Raw genomic sequence first — 15,268 nt, 5'->3', positions numbered from 1 at the left:
GTTACTACCGTTTATATCCGTTCCATTAGATCTTCCATACTGCAGTTAAGCACATACGCAATCATCATAAGATTATCAGCCTGTGCTTTGTTGATATCTTTGACCCGTTGTTCGTAATTCTGAATAGTACGAACAGATATTCCGCTTTCAGCTGCAAGCTGGCTCTGACTTAATCCGGATTCTTTGCGAAGTATCTTTAGATTGGTTTCCGGTTTGGCGGCTTTGTACATTTCATTCATCCTGTCGCAGAACTGTCGGATGTCCATTTCATGATACGGATCATAAAGATCTTTAATATCTTTAACAGGAATGTATTTTATTATCTCTGCAAACGAAAGTGATGTATACCACTGATAGTAGGCGAGTGCCCATCCGGTCCAGTATTCTTCGCTTCTGTCGGCAGAATATTGTGGTTTGATAAAGTTGTTCTTCAGTCCGGCTGTTTCAAGAACTATATATGCAAGTTCGACTCCTGATCTGCCTGCAACAACAGATGGATCTCCGGTTTCAAATTTTCTTGCTAAATCGCTTGAAATAAAAAGATTGAAAAATTCTGTAATATCATATTTTAAATCATTTACCGCATAATCAAGCATTCTAGCAAGTATGGACATTGCTTGTTCAAGATATAGTTTGTCATAGGCGTGTATTTCTCTTTTCATATTATGGTCGCCTCCTATAGAAAGTATACAGTCTTGCGGAGTACACTGTCAAGAGATGAATTATCTCCCTGATTCATAAAAGGTATTTTTCATCACTCGTGATGAAAAATTTATAAATAGCAGTGGTCGTCTCGAAGAGGCGGCCACTACCATTTAAATGTTTCTTTTTTATTGAAAACAGAATGAAAATGTGTTATAATCAAACCGGAGTTTTCTATGGAAACACTGATCAGGCAGAAATTCCAGCGTCTGGATTTATAAATTGATCAGCATTTTCCAGAAGATAAACTCATCATACAGAGACAAAAACAAAAGAACAAAAGAAAGAAGGATGATTATGTTTAATGATAATCAGAGAGAAAGGGAAAATGAAAGTTCGCTTGATTACTACATTGGTCAGAGGTATACTGAAGCGCCGCTTAACAGTGTGAATTTCAGAAAAATAACGGAGAATGAATATTCGAACGTTCCGTTTAAATTCCGGAACACCAACAACTACCTGGTACTGCCGTTTTTTCTGATGGTCGGAGATATCATTCTGACCATATGCGGTGTTGTCTGCAGTATAAGAGATGCGATAAATCACGTCGAAAACGCTGCTTTATTTATTTTCGTGTCTTTTATGCTTGGCCTGTTCGGTTTTGTATTCTGCTATATAGCATATGACAACCGTAAATGCAGAAAGGTTACACGTGAATCACTCGTTGAAGCAGGTGAAATCGTTGAAATGCGTAATGCCTATTATTCAACAAGGGGACACCAGCTGGTCAGGGCTGATTATATTGTCGCTCTTCATAACACCCGTAAACTTGTCACAGTCCATGAGACAACTCAGTTTTACTGCGGAGATACTGTACTTGTTATTAAATCGGATTCATCGAAATACAGGCTTGTAAAAATACCGGAAAATGCCGCAGATTTCTGCTATTATGCACCTGATCACTCAGCTGAACTTGAACGAATGAATATTCCCGGTACATATGACTATTCAAAGTTCAGACACGTACAGATTTTTGAAACAGATATCAAACAAGTTACTGATGAAGACTATGATAATCTTCCTTCCAGATACAAAAGCGTAAATCCTTTTGATAAAGGCATTTACTCAATTCTTTGGACCGTGTTTACCGGTATTACTCTGATACTGATAGTTTTGGGTATAAAATTCTGGCTGGAACATAACGCATATTTTCTTCCGTTATGTGCAGCTCTTTTCTGCGAATTATGGATACAGTGGCTTATGAACCGTATCGCTTTCCAGAGACCTTTGACAAAAAAGAATACTTTTACAGTTGACGGTATTGTAACCAAAGTTATTTCAGATCCTGCAAACAACAGATTAACTCTGGTCATGCCTGATAAACAGATGTTTTCCGAAGGCATTGCTTTTGACAATCTTCTCCTTACAGATATTCCGCTGAATGTTCCTGTAAGACTTTATTTCGAGTCACAGATGAACGTACTGGTAAAGTGCTGTATGCCTCTGTAATACAGATAAAATACATAAAGATTAAAATGTTTTTTAGCCGTTCAGCATATAATGTGCTGAACGGCTTTTGCGTGCCTGCGGCACGCTTATAGTGAGCTGCCTGCAGCAACAGCAAATTGCTTGATGTTACGTTTCCATTGCGTTATAATAACATTAAAGAACACAAAAGGTCATCGGATGTAAATAAACATTGCGGTGACAGAAAAAGGAGAGTCATTTATGGATACAAAAAATGTTATTTTAAAGCTGCGTACTGAAAGCGGGATGTCACAGGAGGAACTGGCCGGTAAGGTGTTTGTGACACGTCAGGCTGTTTCACGATGGGAGAACGGGGAGACTGTGCCTAATACCGATACACTGAAACTTCTTTCCGAACTGTTCGGAGTATCGATAAATACGCTTCTCGGAGCGGGAGAAAAGCTTATCTGCCAGTGCTGCGGTATGCCTCTTGACAGTGAAATGTTCAGTAGGGAGAAGGACGGAACTCTGAACAGCAGTTACTGCAAGTGGTGCTATGCAGGGGGTCAGTATATGTACAGTAGCATGGATGATCTTATCGAAGTCTGCGTAAAGAACATGGCAGGTGAAGAATATCCGGAGAGTGAAGTGCGTGCTTATCTGAAAGAAATGCTTCCGCAGCTTGATTACTGGAAACGCTACAAGGAACTAGGCGGAGACGGAAAGCTTGAGGAGTTTAAGCAGAAACTCATCGGTGAGATAAATGCGCTCGGGATCGAAGGAATGCCGAAAGTCGAAAAGCTTATCCCGCTGGTCGGAAGCTACGTGAATCTCGAATACAGACTGCCGAATGGTTTAACGGTAAAGTTCCTCGATGATGACACCACTTATCTCGGAACACAGCTTGAATGCGAATTCGGCGGAGACAAAGTTTTCGGAGTTGCAGCAAATGCTGAATTTATTCTTGTCAGCACATACGGCCGAAACTGTGAAGATCCTGAACTGGTCTTATATCAGAAACGGTAGTTCATTCAGAATCCCTCCGGATCCGGATCATGCGATCCTGCGTGAAACAGGCAAGTCACCTGAAGGAAAGAAATCTTGGATTTGATGATGAGACCAGCGAAGTATTTATTCCTAATAAGGAAATAATGGATGAATTCCGTACATCGACCAAGTCAGATGAATGGATACCGGAATTCAAGCATCACAGCTGTGTGATTGAGAAAGCCTGATTATCAGAACGATTACATTTATTCACACAGATTTCATATTTTTCGGGTAAGTTTACACATTAACCTCATTTTAATATCAAAATTCTTCATTATAATAAGAACACAGAAACCGAAAAGAAGCTTAAAGGAAATAACGGATCTGTGTTTCCTTTACAAATAATCAGAGGATGTGTTACTTATGAATAAAAGAATAAAAAAATCAGGCGCCCCTTCACTTATCATTTCAGCAATGCTTATGGCTGCACTTTCTGGATGCAGTTCGCTGCCGGATCTCAGTGAATCTGTCAGGGAGGACAGCAGTGTTATCACTGGTTCGGAAACCGATAAGTCTTCCGGTAAAGTCACAGTGATGAGTGAATCTTTAAGTGAAAAGGCAGGAGATCAGGATGTCACTGAAGAGTCTTCAGAAGAAGAAAAAACATTATTTACTGAACGTGACCTGAAACAGACTGCTGATACAGCCAATGCCGGCGCAATAACTGCCAAAGACGGTGAAACTGTGGAGATCACTGAAGAAGGAGTTTATACTGTCAGCGGAAATGCAAAGAATTTTACTGTAAAAGTAAACGCTGATGAAAAAGCAAAAGTTCAGCTCGTACTTGACGGAGTAAATGTTGAAAATGAAGATGCTCCTGCAATATATGTAGTTTCAGCTGACAAAGTTTTTGTAACAACGACTGATTCCGAAAGCACTCTTACAGTAAGCGGTCAGTTCAGTGCTGACGGTGAAAACAATACCGATGCAGTAATATACTCAAAGGATGACCTTGTATTAAACGGAACAGGTACACTTAATATTGTTTCATACTATGCAAACGGTGTATCATGCAAGGATGATCTGAAGATAACAGGCGGTACATATGCGGTTTCATCAGCTCTGGATGCGTTCGAGGCCAATGACTCTATCCTCATAAATGACGGAACATTCACGGTAAAAGCAAACAAGGACGGTTTCCACTGTGAAAATGATGAAGGCGAAGGTACAGTTACGATTTCCGGCGGAAAATTTGACATAAGTGCCGGAAGCGACGGAATTGATGCCATCGGACTCATCCAGATAGACGGAGGAACTTTGAACATAGAAGGATCGGAAGGCCTTGAAGCAACATATATTCTTATAAACGACGGTGAAATAACAGTCAGTGCCGGCGATGACGGTATCAATGCCTCGTCCGGTTCATCCTCATACGAAACTGCTGTCGAAATCAACGGAGGAAACGTAAATGTAACTGTGGGTCAGGGCGATACTGACGGTATCGATTCCAACGGATCAATTTACATAAACGGCGGTACGGTAAGTGTCAATGCTCAGATGTCTTCATTCGATTACGACGGAAAGGCTGAATTCAACGGCGGTACTATAATCGTAAACGGCACAGAAGTAAACGAGATCCCGCAGAGTATGATGGGCGGCGGAATGAGAGGCGGCCGCGGCGGAATGAACGGCGGAATGTTCAGATGATTCAAATACCATGTTGAATTATTCCTGTTTTTGGAGTATAATATATACATATCAGCTTTGCTGCCGGTGAATAACATAGGCAGGCCGTAAAGAAGCACATAGCCGCTTAACTGATGGTTATGTGCTTTTATATGTTTTCCGGCAGACAGGAAAGGATTTTTGAATGAACAATAAATATATAAACCAGTCTTTTACAGGAGAACGTGCTCTTTTCATGTGTGAAAATTCAGTAATTGAAAACTGCATTTTTGAAGACGGAGAATCTCCGTTAAAGCACAGTCACGATCTTACAGTGAATTCAGTTGATTTCAAATGGAAATACCCGCTGTGGTACAGCAGAAATATAACTGTGTCGGACAGTACATTTCACGAAATGGCAAGAGCGGCTGTATGGTATACTGATAATTCTGTATTTAAGAACATAAAATACATCGCTCCCAAGGGATTCAGACGCTGCAGAGGGCTGACTCTTGAAAATGTGGAGTTTTCAGATGCAAAGGAAACGCTCTGGCAGTGCAGTGACGTTGTTTTGAAGAACGTGAAGGCCAGAGGCGATTATCTGGCAATGAACTGTGAAAATATGGAGATAGACGGACTTGATCTTGACGGAAATTACAGCTTTGACGGTGCGAAAAATATTACGATCCGCAATTCAAGACTCATGAGCAAGGATTCGTTCTGGAACAGTGAGAATATAACCGTTGAGAACAGTGTGATAAGCGGCGAATATCTCGGATGGAATTCAAAAAAGCTCACTCTTGTGAACTGTACTGTCGAAAGCCTTCAGGGATTATGTTTCTGTGAGGATCTTGTACTTGAAAACTGTACACTGAATAATACAAATCTTGCTTTTGAATACTCTACAGTGAATGCTGAGATAAACGGATTCGTTGAAAGTATAAAGAACCCTTCCGGCGGAAGCATAACTGCTGATGAGATCGGTGAGATCATTATGGAATCAGACAGGGTAGATGTCAGTGCGACAAGGATCATCTGCAGAAAATCATAACTGTAAACTTTAAGCTGCACATTAAAAAATAAAAAAATTTCTGATGTATACCTAAAGTTTATTGTCATTGAGGGTGTCCTTGAGGCTGATATTGCCGGCGATCAGTAACCGGCAGTTTCTGCCGGCTGAAGAAGCGGACTGACGGTAAAAACGCAGCATAACCATACAGCTATGCTGCGTTTTTCTGTGTATAAACTCATGAAAATGTTTTTCTGAAAGCGGTTATATTTCTGCTGTCTTCCTTTCCGTAAACGGCAAAGCAGATGTTATCGAATAATTTACCGTAACCCTCATCAGTTATGACTTTTCTGAAATAGCCGGAAACATCTTCCGGTTTGTTCCCGAAAGCACCGCAGCCCCATGCGCCGAGGATAAGATCCTTATGTCCGTTTTCTGCGGCGACGGCAAGCATTATTCTTATTCTTCGTGTCATTGCTTCAGCGATCTTTCTGCCGGATGCTGCAATTGCGGCACCGCGGCGGTTTGGTGCCGGAAGTGTTATGACTGATGCCATGAAAGGTTCTGCAGCGTGCACACATTTGTGATTACGGAATACGCATACATTCGGAGAATAGAGCATGTAGTCGGACTCGACCGGATTTATATGAAGATTGTTGTACAGATACATCTCCTTTGCGGCATTCGATGTGATCGATGCATACAGTGTGCTGCACCTGCACAGTGCTTCCTCCTGCGTATTCGCTCCCAGTCTGAAGCCGCCTCCGGGGCAGTGTGCATTTGCAAAGTTCATAACGAAGGCCTTTTCAAAACCGTCCGGCAGCAGTGAATGAATCTTCGGACGTAACTGTTATTCTGCACATTTGTGCATCGGGTATTACAATGTTCTTTATCAGTTCATTCCCTTTTTCAGGTGAATAAACTTTTACCTCTGAATAGTCATATTCCGGAAGTGTGATCTTTTTTCCGTCATTTTCGTAGTATCCGTCAGCGGTGATTTTTATTGTTTCATTTGCAACGGCTATATTATTCATTTCTGTACGCAGACAAGCTTGTCTGCTTTACACCTCTTTTTCGTGATATTATGTAACTTTTTCTTAACGTACAATTACAAGATCCATTGTTCCGTCATCGTAGATAACAGCCATTTCCGGAAGCCATGAATACCATTCGGCTATGAAAGAATCTTTAAACTGATATCTGTCATACCAGTGATCTGTTCTCAGCTTTTTGCCGTAATGATCAGCGATCATGCACATTTCCGCATTGTTAAGCAGAAATTTCGGGTCGCCGTCTTTCCGGGGCGGTATCAGTTTTCTTACATCAGGTATGTACTCCCATGATTCAACATGGGAAAGCTCTCCTGAGTGCGCTTCCATTACCGAGTTTATATATACAAGTTTCTTTTCTTCATCTTCCGGCGGACAGTACATTTCCCATTCAGAAACAGCGTCTGAAACAATACTGTTTATATAGGTGCATATCCTGTCAGATTCAGTGTATTTTTCATAGATGCCGCTGACATACTGTCGTTCATTCCATTTTTCAAAGCTTTCCGTTTTTCGTGCAGCATATTCCGGTGTATGGACATACTTTTTCAGACACCGTTCATAGACAACGGAGGCTGATGCACAAAGGATCGCAGCTGCCGTGATCCATATAAAAGATCTGCGGTGTTTCTGCCAGAGCCACATCATAAAGCTGATCACTGAGACAAGTACCGGCAGTACGTATATGAACAGTTTCCATATAAATGCATATACGATCGCATCTGCAATACTGTCAAGTCCGCCGTGCGGTCCGTGTTCAGATCCGATCAATACATAGATAACTGATGCTGCAGCTATCCATAATACAGACAGTCCGATGATCACAAGAAGCCTGGTTCCCGTGATATTGTACCATTTACCCATATTCCACCCCTTTACTGAAAATTACACAAACGTTATACTCATAAGTATAATATTTTTGGGGTTAAGTGTCAATAGCAACAGAATAAAACCATTGTATAATGACCGGTTCAGTGTTATAATGTAATTACAGCAGACTCTGTTATTCTGCTGATAAAGGGAAAAGGGGAATAAGATATGGGACTACGGTCAATAAAATCGAAAGTTACCGGCCTTACACTCTGCGGTATAATTCTTTCTGTTATGACATCCTCAATGCTTGGCATTGCTGCTATAAAACGTACAGGTGATGAGTACGCTGCACGGAGCCTTTCTCTTCTGTGTGAGACCGGAGAAAAAAACCTTGATCATTATTTCAACAGTGTTGAGCAGTCCGTTACCAGTGTTCAGGCTTATGTTGAAGAGGATCTGACATCGCTTGATGACACTGAACTTGAAGCCCATCTTGAGAGAGTACGCGGCTTTTTTGAAAAAACAATGAGTAACGCAAACGGTGCTCTGACATATTACTACCGTATTGATCCTGAAGCATCTGAAAGCGTAAAGGGATTCTGGTACACCAATCTTGACGGTGAAGGATTTACCGAGCACGAAGTTACGGACATTACACTTTATGATACCGGCAAAACCGATAATCTTGTGTGGTTTACCGTGCCGAAGAATACTGGCCGGTCCATCTGGCTTTCTCCGTACGTGACAGATAATCTTGACGTGATGGTAATATCATATAATGTCCCTGTCTATCTTGACGGAACTTTTGTTGGAGTAATAGGCGTTGAGATCGACTGTTCGACAATGACAAGTCAGGTGGACAATATCCGGCTTTACGAACAGGGATATGCATTTGTAACTGATGATTCCGGAAAAATTATTTATCATCCGGTTTCTGAAAAGGAAGGCGCTGCTGAAGCACAGAGCCTGAATGAAGGAACTGCTGACCTGAATGACGGAGTTGTCATTTACAGTTTCGGCGGAGTTGAAAAAGAGGCGGTAAGCAAACGTCTCAGCAACGGCATGAGTCTGAATGTTTCAGTACCGGTTTCCGAGACATACAGATTCTGCCGCAGACTTATGATACAGAACGTTATTGCCATGATCTCTCTTCTGGCAATATTTATTCTCCTTGCTTCAAGGCTTTCGGGTCATATCGTTTCGCCTCTGCGCCGGCTTATCAGTGCTGTCGGAAGACTGAATGCCGATCGTTTTGACTTTTCACTTGATTACAACGCTGATGATGAGGTCGGAATACTGACACGTACATTCCGCAGTTTAAGTGAACATCTGAAGCTTTATATTACTGCTGTGGAAGCAGATTACCGCAGCATTTACCATGTTGATCTTGATACTGATCTTGCTGTGTGCTACCGTTCGGATGAAAAAAAGGAAAATGACGGTGATCTCTGCAGCGCTCCGGGATCTTTCAGTGAAATGGTCCTGTGGTATGCAGGCAACTGCGTTTCGGCGGATGACAGGGAAGGATTCATCAGATTTCTTTCCCTGGAAAATATACGTTCCCTGCTTTCATCGGAACCGAATATCTCATACCGGTACCAGACGGCGGAAAACAAGTATGAAATGGTGCGTGTAGCCGATCTGAGCAAAGCAGAAGGCCGCAGCGACGGTAAGATACATACAGTTGAGATAGGTATTTCAGACGTGGACCGTGAAACGCGTGAGGAACTGATAAAGAACCACACTTTGTCTGATGCACTCACTCAGGCCAGGGAGGCGAGCGCAGCCAAAACTGCGTTCCTTAACTCCATGAGCCATGAGATACGAACACCGATGAATGCGGTAATAGGCTACAACAGCATCGCACTTAAAGATCCTGATCTTTCTGAAGAGACCAGGGGATATCTTGAAAAGATAAAAGCTGCCGCTGATCATCTTTTTACGCTTATAAACAACATACTTGATATGGGACATATCGAGAGCGGGCGCATGACCCTGAAATCAGAGGTTTTCGTACTCAGTGATCTTCTGGAACAGGTGAATACAATGATCAGCGCCCAGTGCAGTGAAAAGGGGATCACATATAACTGCGGGATCTGCGGATCTGCCTGCGGAAGATATATCGGTGACGACATGAAACTCAGAGAGGTTTTCATAAATCTTCTGTCCAATGCTGTGAAATATACGCCGCCTCATGGAACGGTAACATTCACAACTGAGGAAACTGCACGGTTTAAGGATAACGTTACACTTCGCTTTACAGTAAAGGACAACGGTGCCGGCATGGACAAGGAGTTCATACCGAAAATTTTTGAGCCGTTTTCCCAGGAGAAGTCAGACTGTGGAGGGATGTTCGGCAGTACCGGACTTGGAATGGCGATCACCAGAAACATTGTGGATATGATGAACGGAAAGATAGACGTTGAAAGCGAAAAAGGCAAAGGCTCTGTGTTTACCGTTACTATTACTCTGAAAGCCCTGCAGGAAAACGAAACTTCAGATAAAAGCTGCAGTAATAAAGAAAAAGAAGAACTCTGCGCCGAAGCGGAACTGTCCGGAAAACGTGTCCTTATGGCAGAGGATATGATGATCAACGCTGAGATCCTGAAAAATATTCTCGAATCGTTCGGCATGGAAGCAGATCACGCTGTCAACGGAAAGATATGCACCGATATGTTCCGCGACAGTGACATTAATTATTACGATGCTGTTCTTATGGATATCCGTATGCCTGAAATGAACGGCCTTGAGGCTGCAGAGGCGATACGCTCGCTCGACAGAGCCGATGCCCGTACCGTACCTGTGATCGCAATGACTGCAAATGCATTTGAAGAGGATGTTCAGCGTTCGCTTCAGGCGGGAATGGATGCGCATCTTACCAAGCCTATAGAACCGGACCGTCTTGCTGAAACACTGCGCATGCTGATCACTCAGAGAAATAATTCCTCCGTGTCTTGACAGAGTGTGAATTTTAGTGTATAATTAATTTAAAGTTCACAAAAGTTCACTGCGTTTTTTCTGAACATCGACCAGAGGTGAAGAATATTGAAATCATTTTCAGAAAAATTAAAAGAAGCCCGTGCATGTCTTAACATGTCACAGGAAGAGCTCGGAAAAAAAGCCGAAGTAAGCAGGCGTTCCGTGCTTTCATACGAAAAAGGGGAAAAGATCCCCCGCGACCGTGTTATATACCGTATTGCAGCTGTTCTCGGAGTTTCTGTAAAGTATCTTAAGGATGATAACTGCGAGGACCCGAAGGCTGACATTGAGCTTGACCGTCGTATAGCTGAGGTTTCAGGAAGGATAGGCAGCAGCAGCGTGCGAGATGCCGATGCGCTTATCAGCGAAAGTCTTGCGTTCCTTGCCGGAGGAGATGTTCCCATGGAGGAAAAGGCTGCTCTTTTTGAAGCAGTCGTTGCCGGATACATGAAGTGCAAGGAACAGGCTAAGGTTAAGTACGGAAAGAAAGAATAGGATCGCGGGGGATGTAATATGCTCAGTATTTCATGCCATGACATAAGCACGAAAGTCAGGAAACTCGTCAGACGCTATAAAACGTCAGATCCGTCTGAACTTTGCAGCTGCATGGATATCATACTTTGCGAGGCTGACTTCGGCAGTTCGGAAACTGCAATAAAGGCTATGACCATGACAGTTTCAAGAGTAAGCTGTATTCAGTACAGCAGTGCTCTGCCTGATACTGTACGGCGATTTATAATAGCCCATGAACTCGGTCATGCCGTGCTGCACAGGAAAAATCATATTGATACCGGCTTTTTTGACGACATTTCAGTTACTGAACGCGAGGCCAATCTTTTCGCTGCCGAACTTCTCTTCGGGAGCAGTGATATCCTTTATGAAAAAATGAAAAACAGTGAAGGATCGCTGTTTCAGTTTGCGGCTGAGTACAATGTCCCGTATGAACTTCTTGCATACAAGATAGAAATCATGAAAGACGAAGGTTATGATGTTCCCGAGCTTCCGTACAGACCTGACAGCAGATTCCTGGGCGGCAGACTCTGGAACGAAAACTGCTGCAGCTGCGGGTGACAGCATGATTTGTCTCTGTATTGATCTTAAGAGTTTTTACGCATCGGTCGAGTGTGTGGCAAGGGGTTACGATCCGCTTGACACCAATCTTGTGGTGGCAGATGAAACCCGTACCGAGAAGACCATCTGTCTTGCAGTCACACCTTCGCTGAAAGCATTCGGGGTACCGGGAAGACCACGCCTTTTTGAAGTGAATCAGATAATGCGGAATGTAAATGAAGAACGTCTGCGCGGAATTCCGTCAGGCAGATTTACCGGAAGTTCTCATTTTGCCGGTGAACTGCAGAAAAACCGCAGCCTCAGGGCCGACTTCATAACAGCTCCGCCTCATATGTCAGAATATATGAGAGTGAGCTCTGAAATTTACAGCATTTATCTCAGGTATCTTTCACCTGATGATATACATGTTTATTCCGTGGATGAAGTGTTCATGGACATTACAAACTATATACGCATGTATAACTGCACTCCGCGTGATCTCGCCATGCGCATGATCCGTAATGTGCTTGATGAGACCGGAATAACTGCAACTGCAGGCATAGGTACAAACATGTTTCTCGCAAAGATCGCTATGGACATAGTTGCAAAGAAAATGCCGGCTGACAGGGATGGAGTGCGTGTTGCAGAGCTTGATGAGTATACTTTCCGCAGAGAATTGTGGGGACATAAACCGCTTACTGATTTCTGGCGTTTCGGTGCCGGAATAACCAGAAGACTTGAAAAACTCAGAATACACACACTCGGCGATCTTGCACGCGTGTCAGAACGCAACGAAAATGTTCTGTACAGGGAGTTCGGCAAAAATGCGGAGCTTATCATTGACCACGCCTGGGGCTGGGAACCCTGTACAATAGCTGAGATAAAGGAATACAGACCTGAAAATCACAGTATGAGTCAGGGACAGGTCCTTGCCGAACCTTATAAATATGATGACGCACTTCTTATTGTAAAGGAAATGGCAGATCAGCTTTCGCTTGATCTTGTGCGTAAAGGAGTGACTGCCGATCAGCTTGTGCTCACTCTGGGATATGACCATTCACTTATACCGCAGGATTATGAAGGAAAGACCGTACTTAATCATTACGGAAAAAAAGTCCCTGAAAGCGCACACGGTACTGTGAATCTCGGAAAATACACGGCATCCACTGTCCTTTTTATAAGTGCCGCGGCAAAGCTTTTTCATGATATTGCCGACCGGCGGCTTCTTGTACGCAGAATATGCATTGCAGCAAATCATGTCATTCCGGAAGATACAGTTCCCGATGCACCGGATATCCAGCTGAGCTTCTTTGAAGACAATGAAGCTGCAGACATAAAACGCAAAGCTGAAGAAGAAAAGCTTGCACGCGAAAAAAAGATACAGCAGGCAATTGTTCAGATAAAATCAAAATACGGAAAAAACGCCGTTCTTAAGGGAATGAATTTTGAGAAAGGAGGAACCGCCATTGAACGTAACGGTCAGGTCGGCGGTCACCGGGCATGAGTGATAACTACGAAGATATTATAAATCACGCTCATCACGTTTCAGAACTGCGGCCGCAGATGCCGCTTCATGACCGTGCAGCTCAGTTCGCTCCGTTTGCTGCACTTACAGGCTTTGGTGATGAGATAGATGAAACTGCCAGACTTACTGAAGATCTGGTTTTTCTTACCGAAGACAGGGCGTACGAACTGAATACGGCATTCAATGCCATGCTTGAATCGGACAGACCGGAAGTACTGATAACGTTTTTTAAACCCGATATGAAGAAATACGGAGGGGAATACGAGACCTACAGGGGCGTGTTCCGTTTTTTTGACGCCGGAAGCAACCTTCTTAAGTTTACCGATCAGACAGTTATCGATGCTGATATGGTCAGAAAAATAGAGTTCGTAAACAAGGATCAGTTTAACACTGAATAAGTCCTGATCACAGTCCGGTCATGTTTTTTCTGCCTTTCCATTCTGTACGTTTACTATAATATACCACTCACTTTCTGTTGACGAAAGAGCTTACTGATGCTAAAATAGTATAGTAACTTCACAGATAACAGTATCAGGAAAACGCTGATTTATTCATAAATCAGCGCGGGACTCCGGGTCGAAGCCGGATTTCCGCTTTAATCAGTGTTTCCTTAGAAAAAACGGAGAAATGATAATGAATAAACTTGTTGTTATAGCAGGACCGACGGCATCCGGTAAAAGCGGACTGGGAATCGATCTTGCTTTAAAATATAATGCGGAAATAGTTTCAGCAGATTCAAGACAGGTGTTTAAGGGCCTTGACGTTGGTTCTGGCAAGGTGACTCCGGAGGAAACCAAAGGAGTTCCGCACTGGCTTCTTGATGTTGCAGAGCCGAATGACTTCTTTTCGGTAAAGGATTTTCAGAAACTTGCATACAGCTCAATAGATGACATTCTCTCACGAAGAGTAAAGGCTTTTATGGTCGGAGGTACCGGCCTTTACGTAAACTCGGTTGCGGACGGATATAATCTGACAGGAAAGCAGATCGATCCGGAACTGAGAAATGAAGTCGCTTCGAAATCAATTGAGGAGCTTATTTCATTCCTGGAGGAAAAGAATCCGGAAGTACTGAAAAAACTTGATCTGTGCAATAAAAGGAGGATTGAGCGGGCTGTTGAGCGGGTGATCCTGGGCAATACCGATGAGCCGGAAAACACTCCGAGATATGAAACGCTTATACTCGGAACAAACTGGCCGCGCGATGTGCTCTATGAACGAATCAAAAAACGCCTTGATATGCGTCTTGAAGAACAGGATATGATCGGCGAAATTGTCAGACTGCGTGAGAACGGTGCGACTGATGAATTTCTCTACGGTCTCGGTCTTGAATACCGTTACATACTCATGTACTTAAGAAACGAGTTCGAAAGCTACGAAGCATTTTACGAAAAACTCTTCATGGAAATACGTCATCTCGCCAAGGAGCAGATGACCTGGTTCAGAAAACGAAAGGACATGCACTGGCTCGACATGAGTACAGATCCGTTTAACGAAGCATGTTCTCTTATCGATGAGTTTTACGTTGAAAAGACAGGTGAATGATATTGATACGCAGACATATTGTTTTTTACGGCAGTGTACAGGGTGTGGGTTTCCGTTACCGTGCCCGCAATGCTGCTGAACATTTCGGATGTACCGGCTGGGTACACAACGAGTGGGACGGAAGTGTGAGCATGGAAATTCAGGGAACTGAGGAACAGATAGATGCAGTCATAATGGCAATCGAACGCGGAACTTTCGTGAATATTGAAAACATGGATGCAAGAACCGTTCCTCTCGAAGAAAGCGAATACGGATTTTCAGTGAGGTAAGTATGAAAAAAACTGATCGTTAACTGACCGGCATGAGGTGTGGGGTGAATCAACTGGTTTCCTCCGGAGAGCCGTTCGGTGCTTACTTGGTGATATATTATAAATCCGTTATGAATAAACGATGAATAATTATTCATAAGACCAATCTTTAATATCAGCGTTGACAATGCGGTAAATACGTGATATACTAACTATTGAAATAACATGACATTAGCTTTGAACAGTAATGCCGTGTTCAGACCAGAGTGTTTAAAACAAAACACTTAAG

Annotated in this window: 16 protein-coding genes; 12 read left to right on the top strand and 4 right to left on the bottom strand. The window is 43.0% G+C overall.

What is annotated here, in order from left to right:
* Positions 1-11: 11 nt before the first annotated feature.
* Positions 12-662 (bottom strand): helix-turn-helix transcriptional regulator, encoded by a 651-nt coding sequence (locus tag CC97_RS05800; RefSeq protein WP_044974208.1) that lies wholly within the window; start codon positions 660-662, stop codon positions 12-14.
* 337 nt (positions 663-999) lie between these two features.
* On the opposite strand from CC97_RS05800, the gene CC97_RS05795 reads away from it, so the two are divergent.
* From CC97_RS05795 to CC97_RS05775, 5 genes are all read left to right on the top strand, one after another.
* The gene (locus CC97_RS05795) at positions 1,000-2,151 is read left to right on the top strand and encodes a hypothetical protein (protein WP_156036789.1); all 1,152 of its coding nucleotides are present in this window, start codon (positions 1,000-1,002) and stop codon (positions 2,149-2,151) included.
* Between the two features lie 219 nt (positions 2,152-2,370).
* A complete protein-coding gene (locus CC97_RS05790; RefSeq protein ID WP_044974206.1) occupies positions 2,371-3,135 on the top strand; it encodes a zinc ribbon domain-containing protein in 765 nt (254 codons plus the stop codon).
* 41 nt (positions 3,136-3,176) lie between these two features.
* Positions 3,177-3,344, top strand: coding sequence for a hypothetical protein (locus CC97_RS05785; RefSeq protein ID WP_156036787.1), 168 nt, complete (start codon positions 3,177-3,179; stop codon positions 3,342-3,344).
* 178 nt (positions 3,345-3,522) lie between these two features.
* Positions 3,523-4,806, top strand: a complete 1,284-nt coding sequence (locus tag CC97_RS05780; RefSeq protein WP_044974204.1) for a carbohydrate-binding domain-containing protein — start codon at positions 3,523-3,525, stop codon at positions 4,804-4,806.
* 163 nt (positions 4,807-4,969) lie between these two features.
* On the top strand, positions 4,970-5,815 hold the full coding sequence (locus CC97_RS05775; protein ID WP_044974203.1) for a DUF3737 family protein: 846 nt from the start codon (positions 4,970-4,972) through the stop codon (positions 5,813-5,815).
* Positions 5,816-6,011: 196 nt separating this feature from the next.
* On the opposite strand, the gene CC97_RS05770 is transcribed toward CC97_RS05775, so the two are convergent.
* From CC97_RS05770 to CC97_RS05765, 3 genes are all read right to left on the bottom strand, one after another.
* Entirely contained in the window at positions 6,012-6,566 is a 555-nt protein-coding gene (locus CC97_RS05770; RefSeq protein ID WP_242848137.1) for a TIGR02452 family protein, read from the bottom strand.
* A gap of 13 nt (positions 6,567-6,579) precedes the next feature.
* Complete coding sequence (locus tag CC97_RS20905) at positions 6,580-6,807, bottom strand: hypothetical protein (protein ID WP_242848136.1); 228 nt, start codon at positions 6,805-6,807, stop codon at positions 6,580-6,582.
* A gap of 63 nt (positions 6,808-6,870) precedes the next feature.
* Positions 6,871-7,686, bottom strand: coding sequence for a hypothetical protein (locus CC97_RS05765; RefSeq protein WP_044974202.1), 816 nt, complete (start codon positions 7,684-7,686; stop codon positions 6,871-6,873).
* A 174-nt stretch (positions 7,687-7,860) separates the two neighbouring features.
* Here CC97_RS05765 and CC97_RS18655 point away from each other — a divergent pair, with 174 nt between their 5' ends.
* From CC97_RS18655 to CC97_RS05725, 7 genes are all read left to right on the top strand, one after another.
* A complete protein-coding gene (locus CC97_RS18655) occupies positions 7,861-10,593 on the top strand; it encodes an ATP-binding protein (RefSeq protein WP_049962717.1) in 2,733 nt (910 codons plus the stop codon).
* 87 nt (positions 10,594-10,680) lie between these two features.
* Positions 10,681-11,109: a helix-turn-helix transcriptional regulator gene (locus CC97_RS05750; protein WP_044974201.1), complete on the top strand. Its 429-nt coding sequence runs from the start codon at positions 10,681-10,683 to the stop codon at positions 11,107-11,109.
* 18 nt (positions 11,110-11,127) lie between these two features.
* Positions 11,128-11,685 (top strand): ImmA/IrrE family metallo-endopeptidase, encoded by a 558-nt coding sequence (locus CC97_RS05745; RefSeq protein ID WP_044974200.1) that lies wholly within the window; start codon positions 11,128-11,130, stop codon positions 11,683-11,685.
* A 4-nt stretch (positions 11,686-11,689) separates the two neighbouring features.
* Positions 11,690-13,168 carry a DNA methylase gene (locus CC97_RS05740; RefSeq protein WP_044974199.1) on the top strand — a complete coding sequence of 493 codons (1,479 nt, stop codon included), beginning with the start codon at positions 11,690-11,692 and terminating at the stop codon, positions 13,166-13,168.
* Entirely contained in the window at positions 13,165-13,587 is a 423-nt protein-coding gene (locus CC97_RS05735; protein ID WP_044974198.1) for a hypothetical protein, read from the top strand. Before CC97_RS05740 ends, CC97_RS05735 begins: the two co-directional genes overlap by 4 nt.
* Before the next feature lie 235 nt (positions 13,588-13,822).
* Entirely contained in the window at positions 13,823-14,731 is a 909-nt protein-coding gene (gene miaA, locus CC97_RS05730; RefSeq protein ID WP_049962716.1) for a tRNA (adenosine(37)-N6)-dimethylallyltransferase MiaA, read from the top strand.
* Positions 14,728-15,000, top strand: a complete 273-nt coding sequence (locus CC97_RS05725) for an acylphosphatase (RefSeq protein WP_044974196.1) — start codon at positions 14,728-14,730, stop codon at positions 14,998-15,000. Before miaA ends, CC97_RS05725 begins: the two co-directional genes overlap by 4 nt.
* The last annotated feature ends 268 nt before the right edge of the window (positions 15,001-15,268 follow it).

This window comes from Ruminococcus sp. HUN007, assembly GCF_000712055.1.
Classification (GTDB): Bacteria; Bacillota; Clostridia; order Oscillospirales; family Ruminococcaceae; genus HUN007.
The sequence above is the reverse complement of the archived record's forward strand: the minus strand, read 5'-3'. Positions and strand labels throughout refer to the sequence as shown.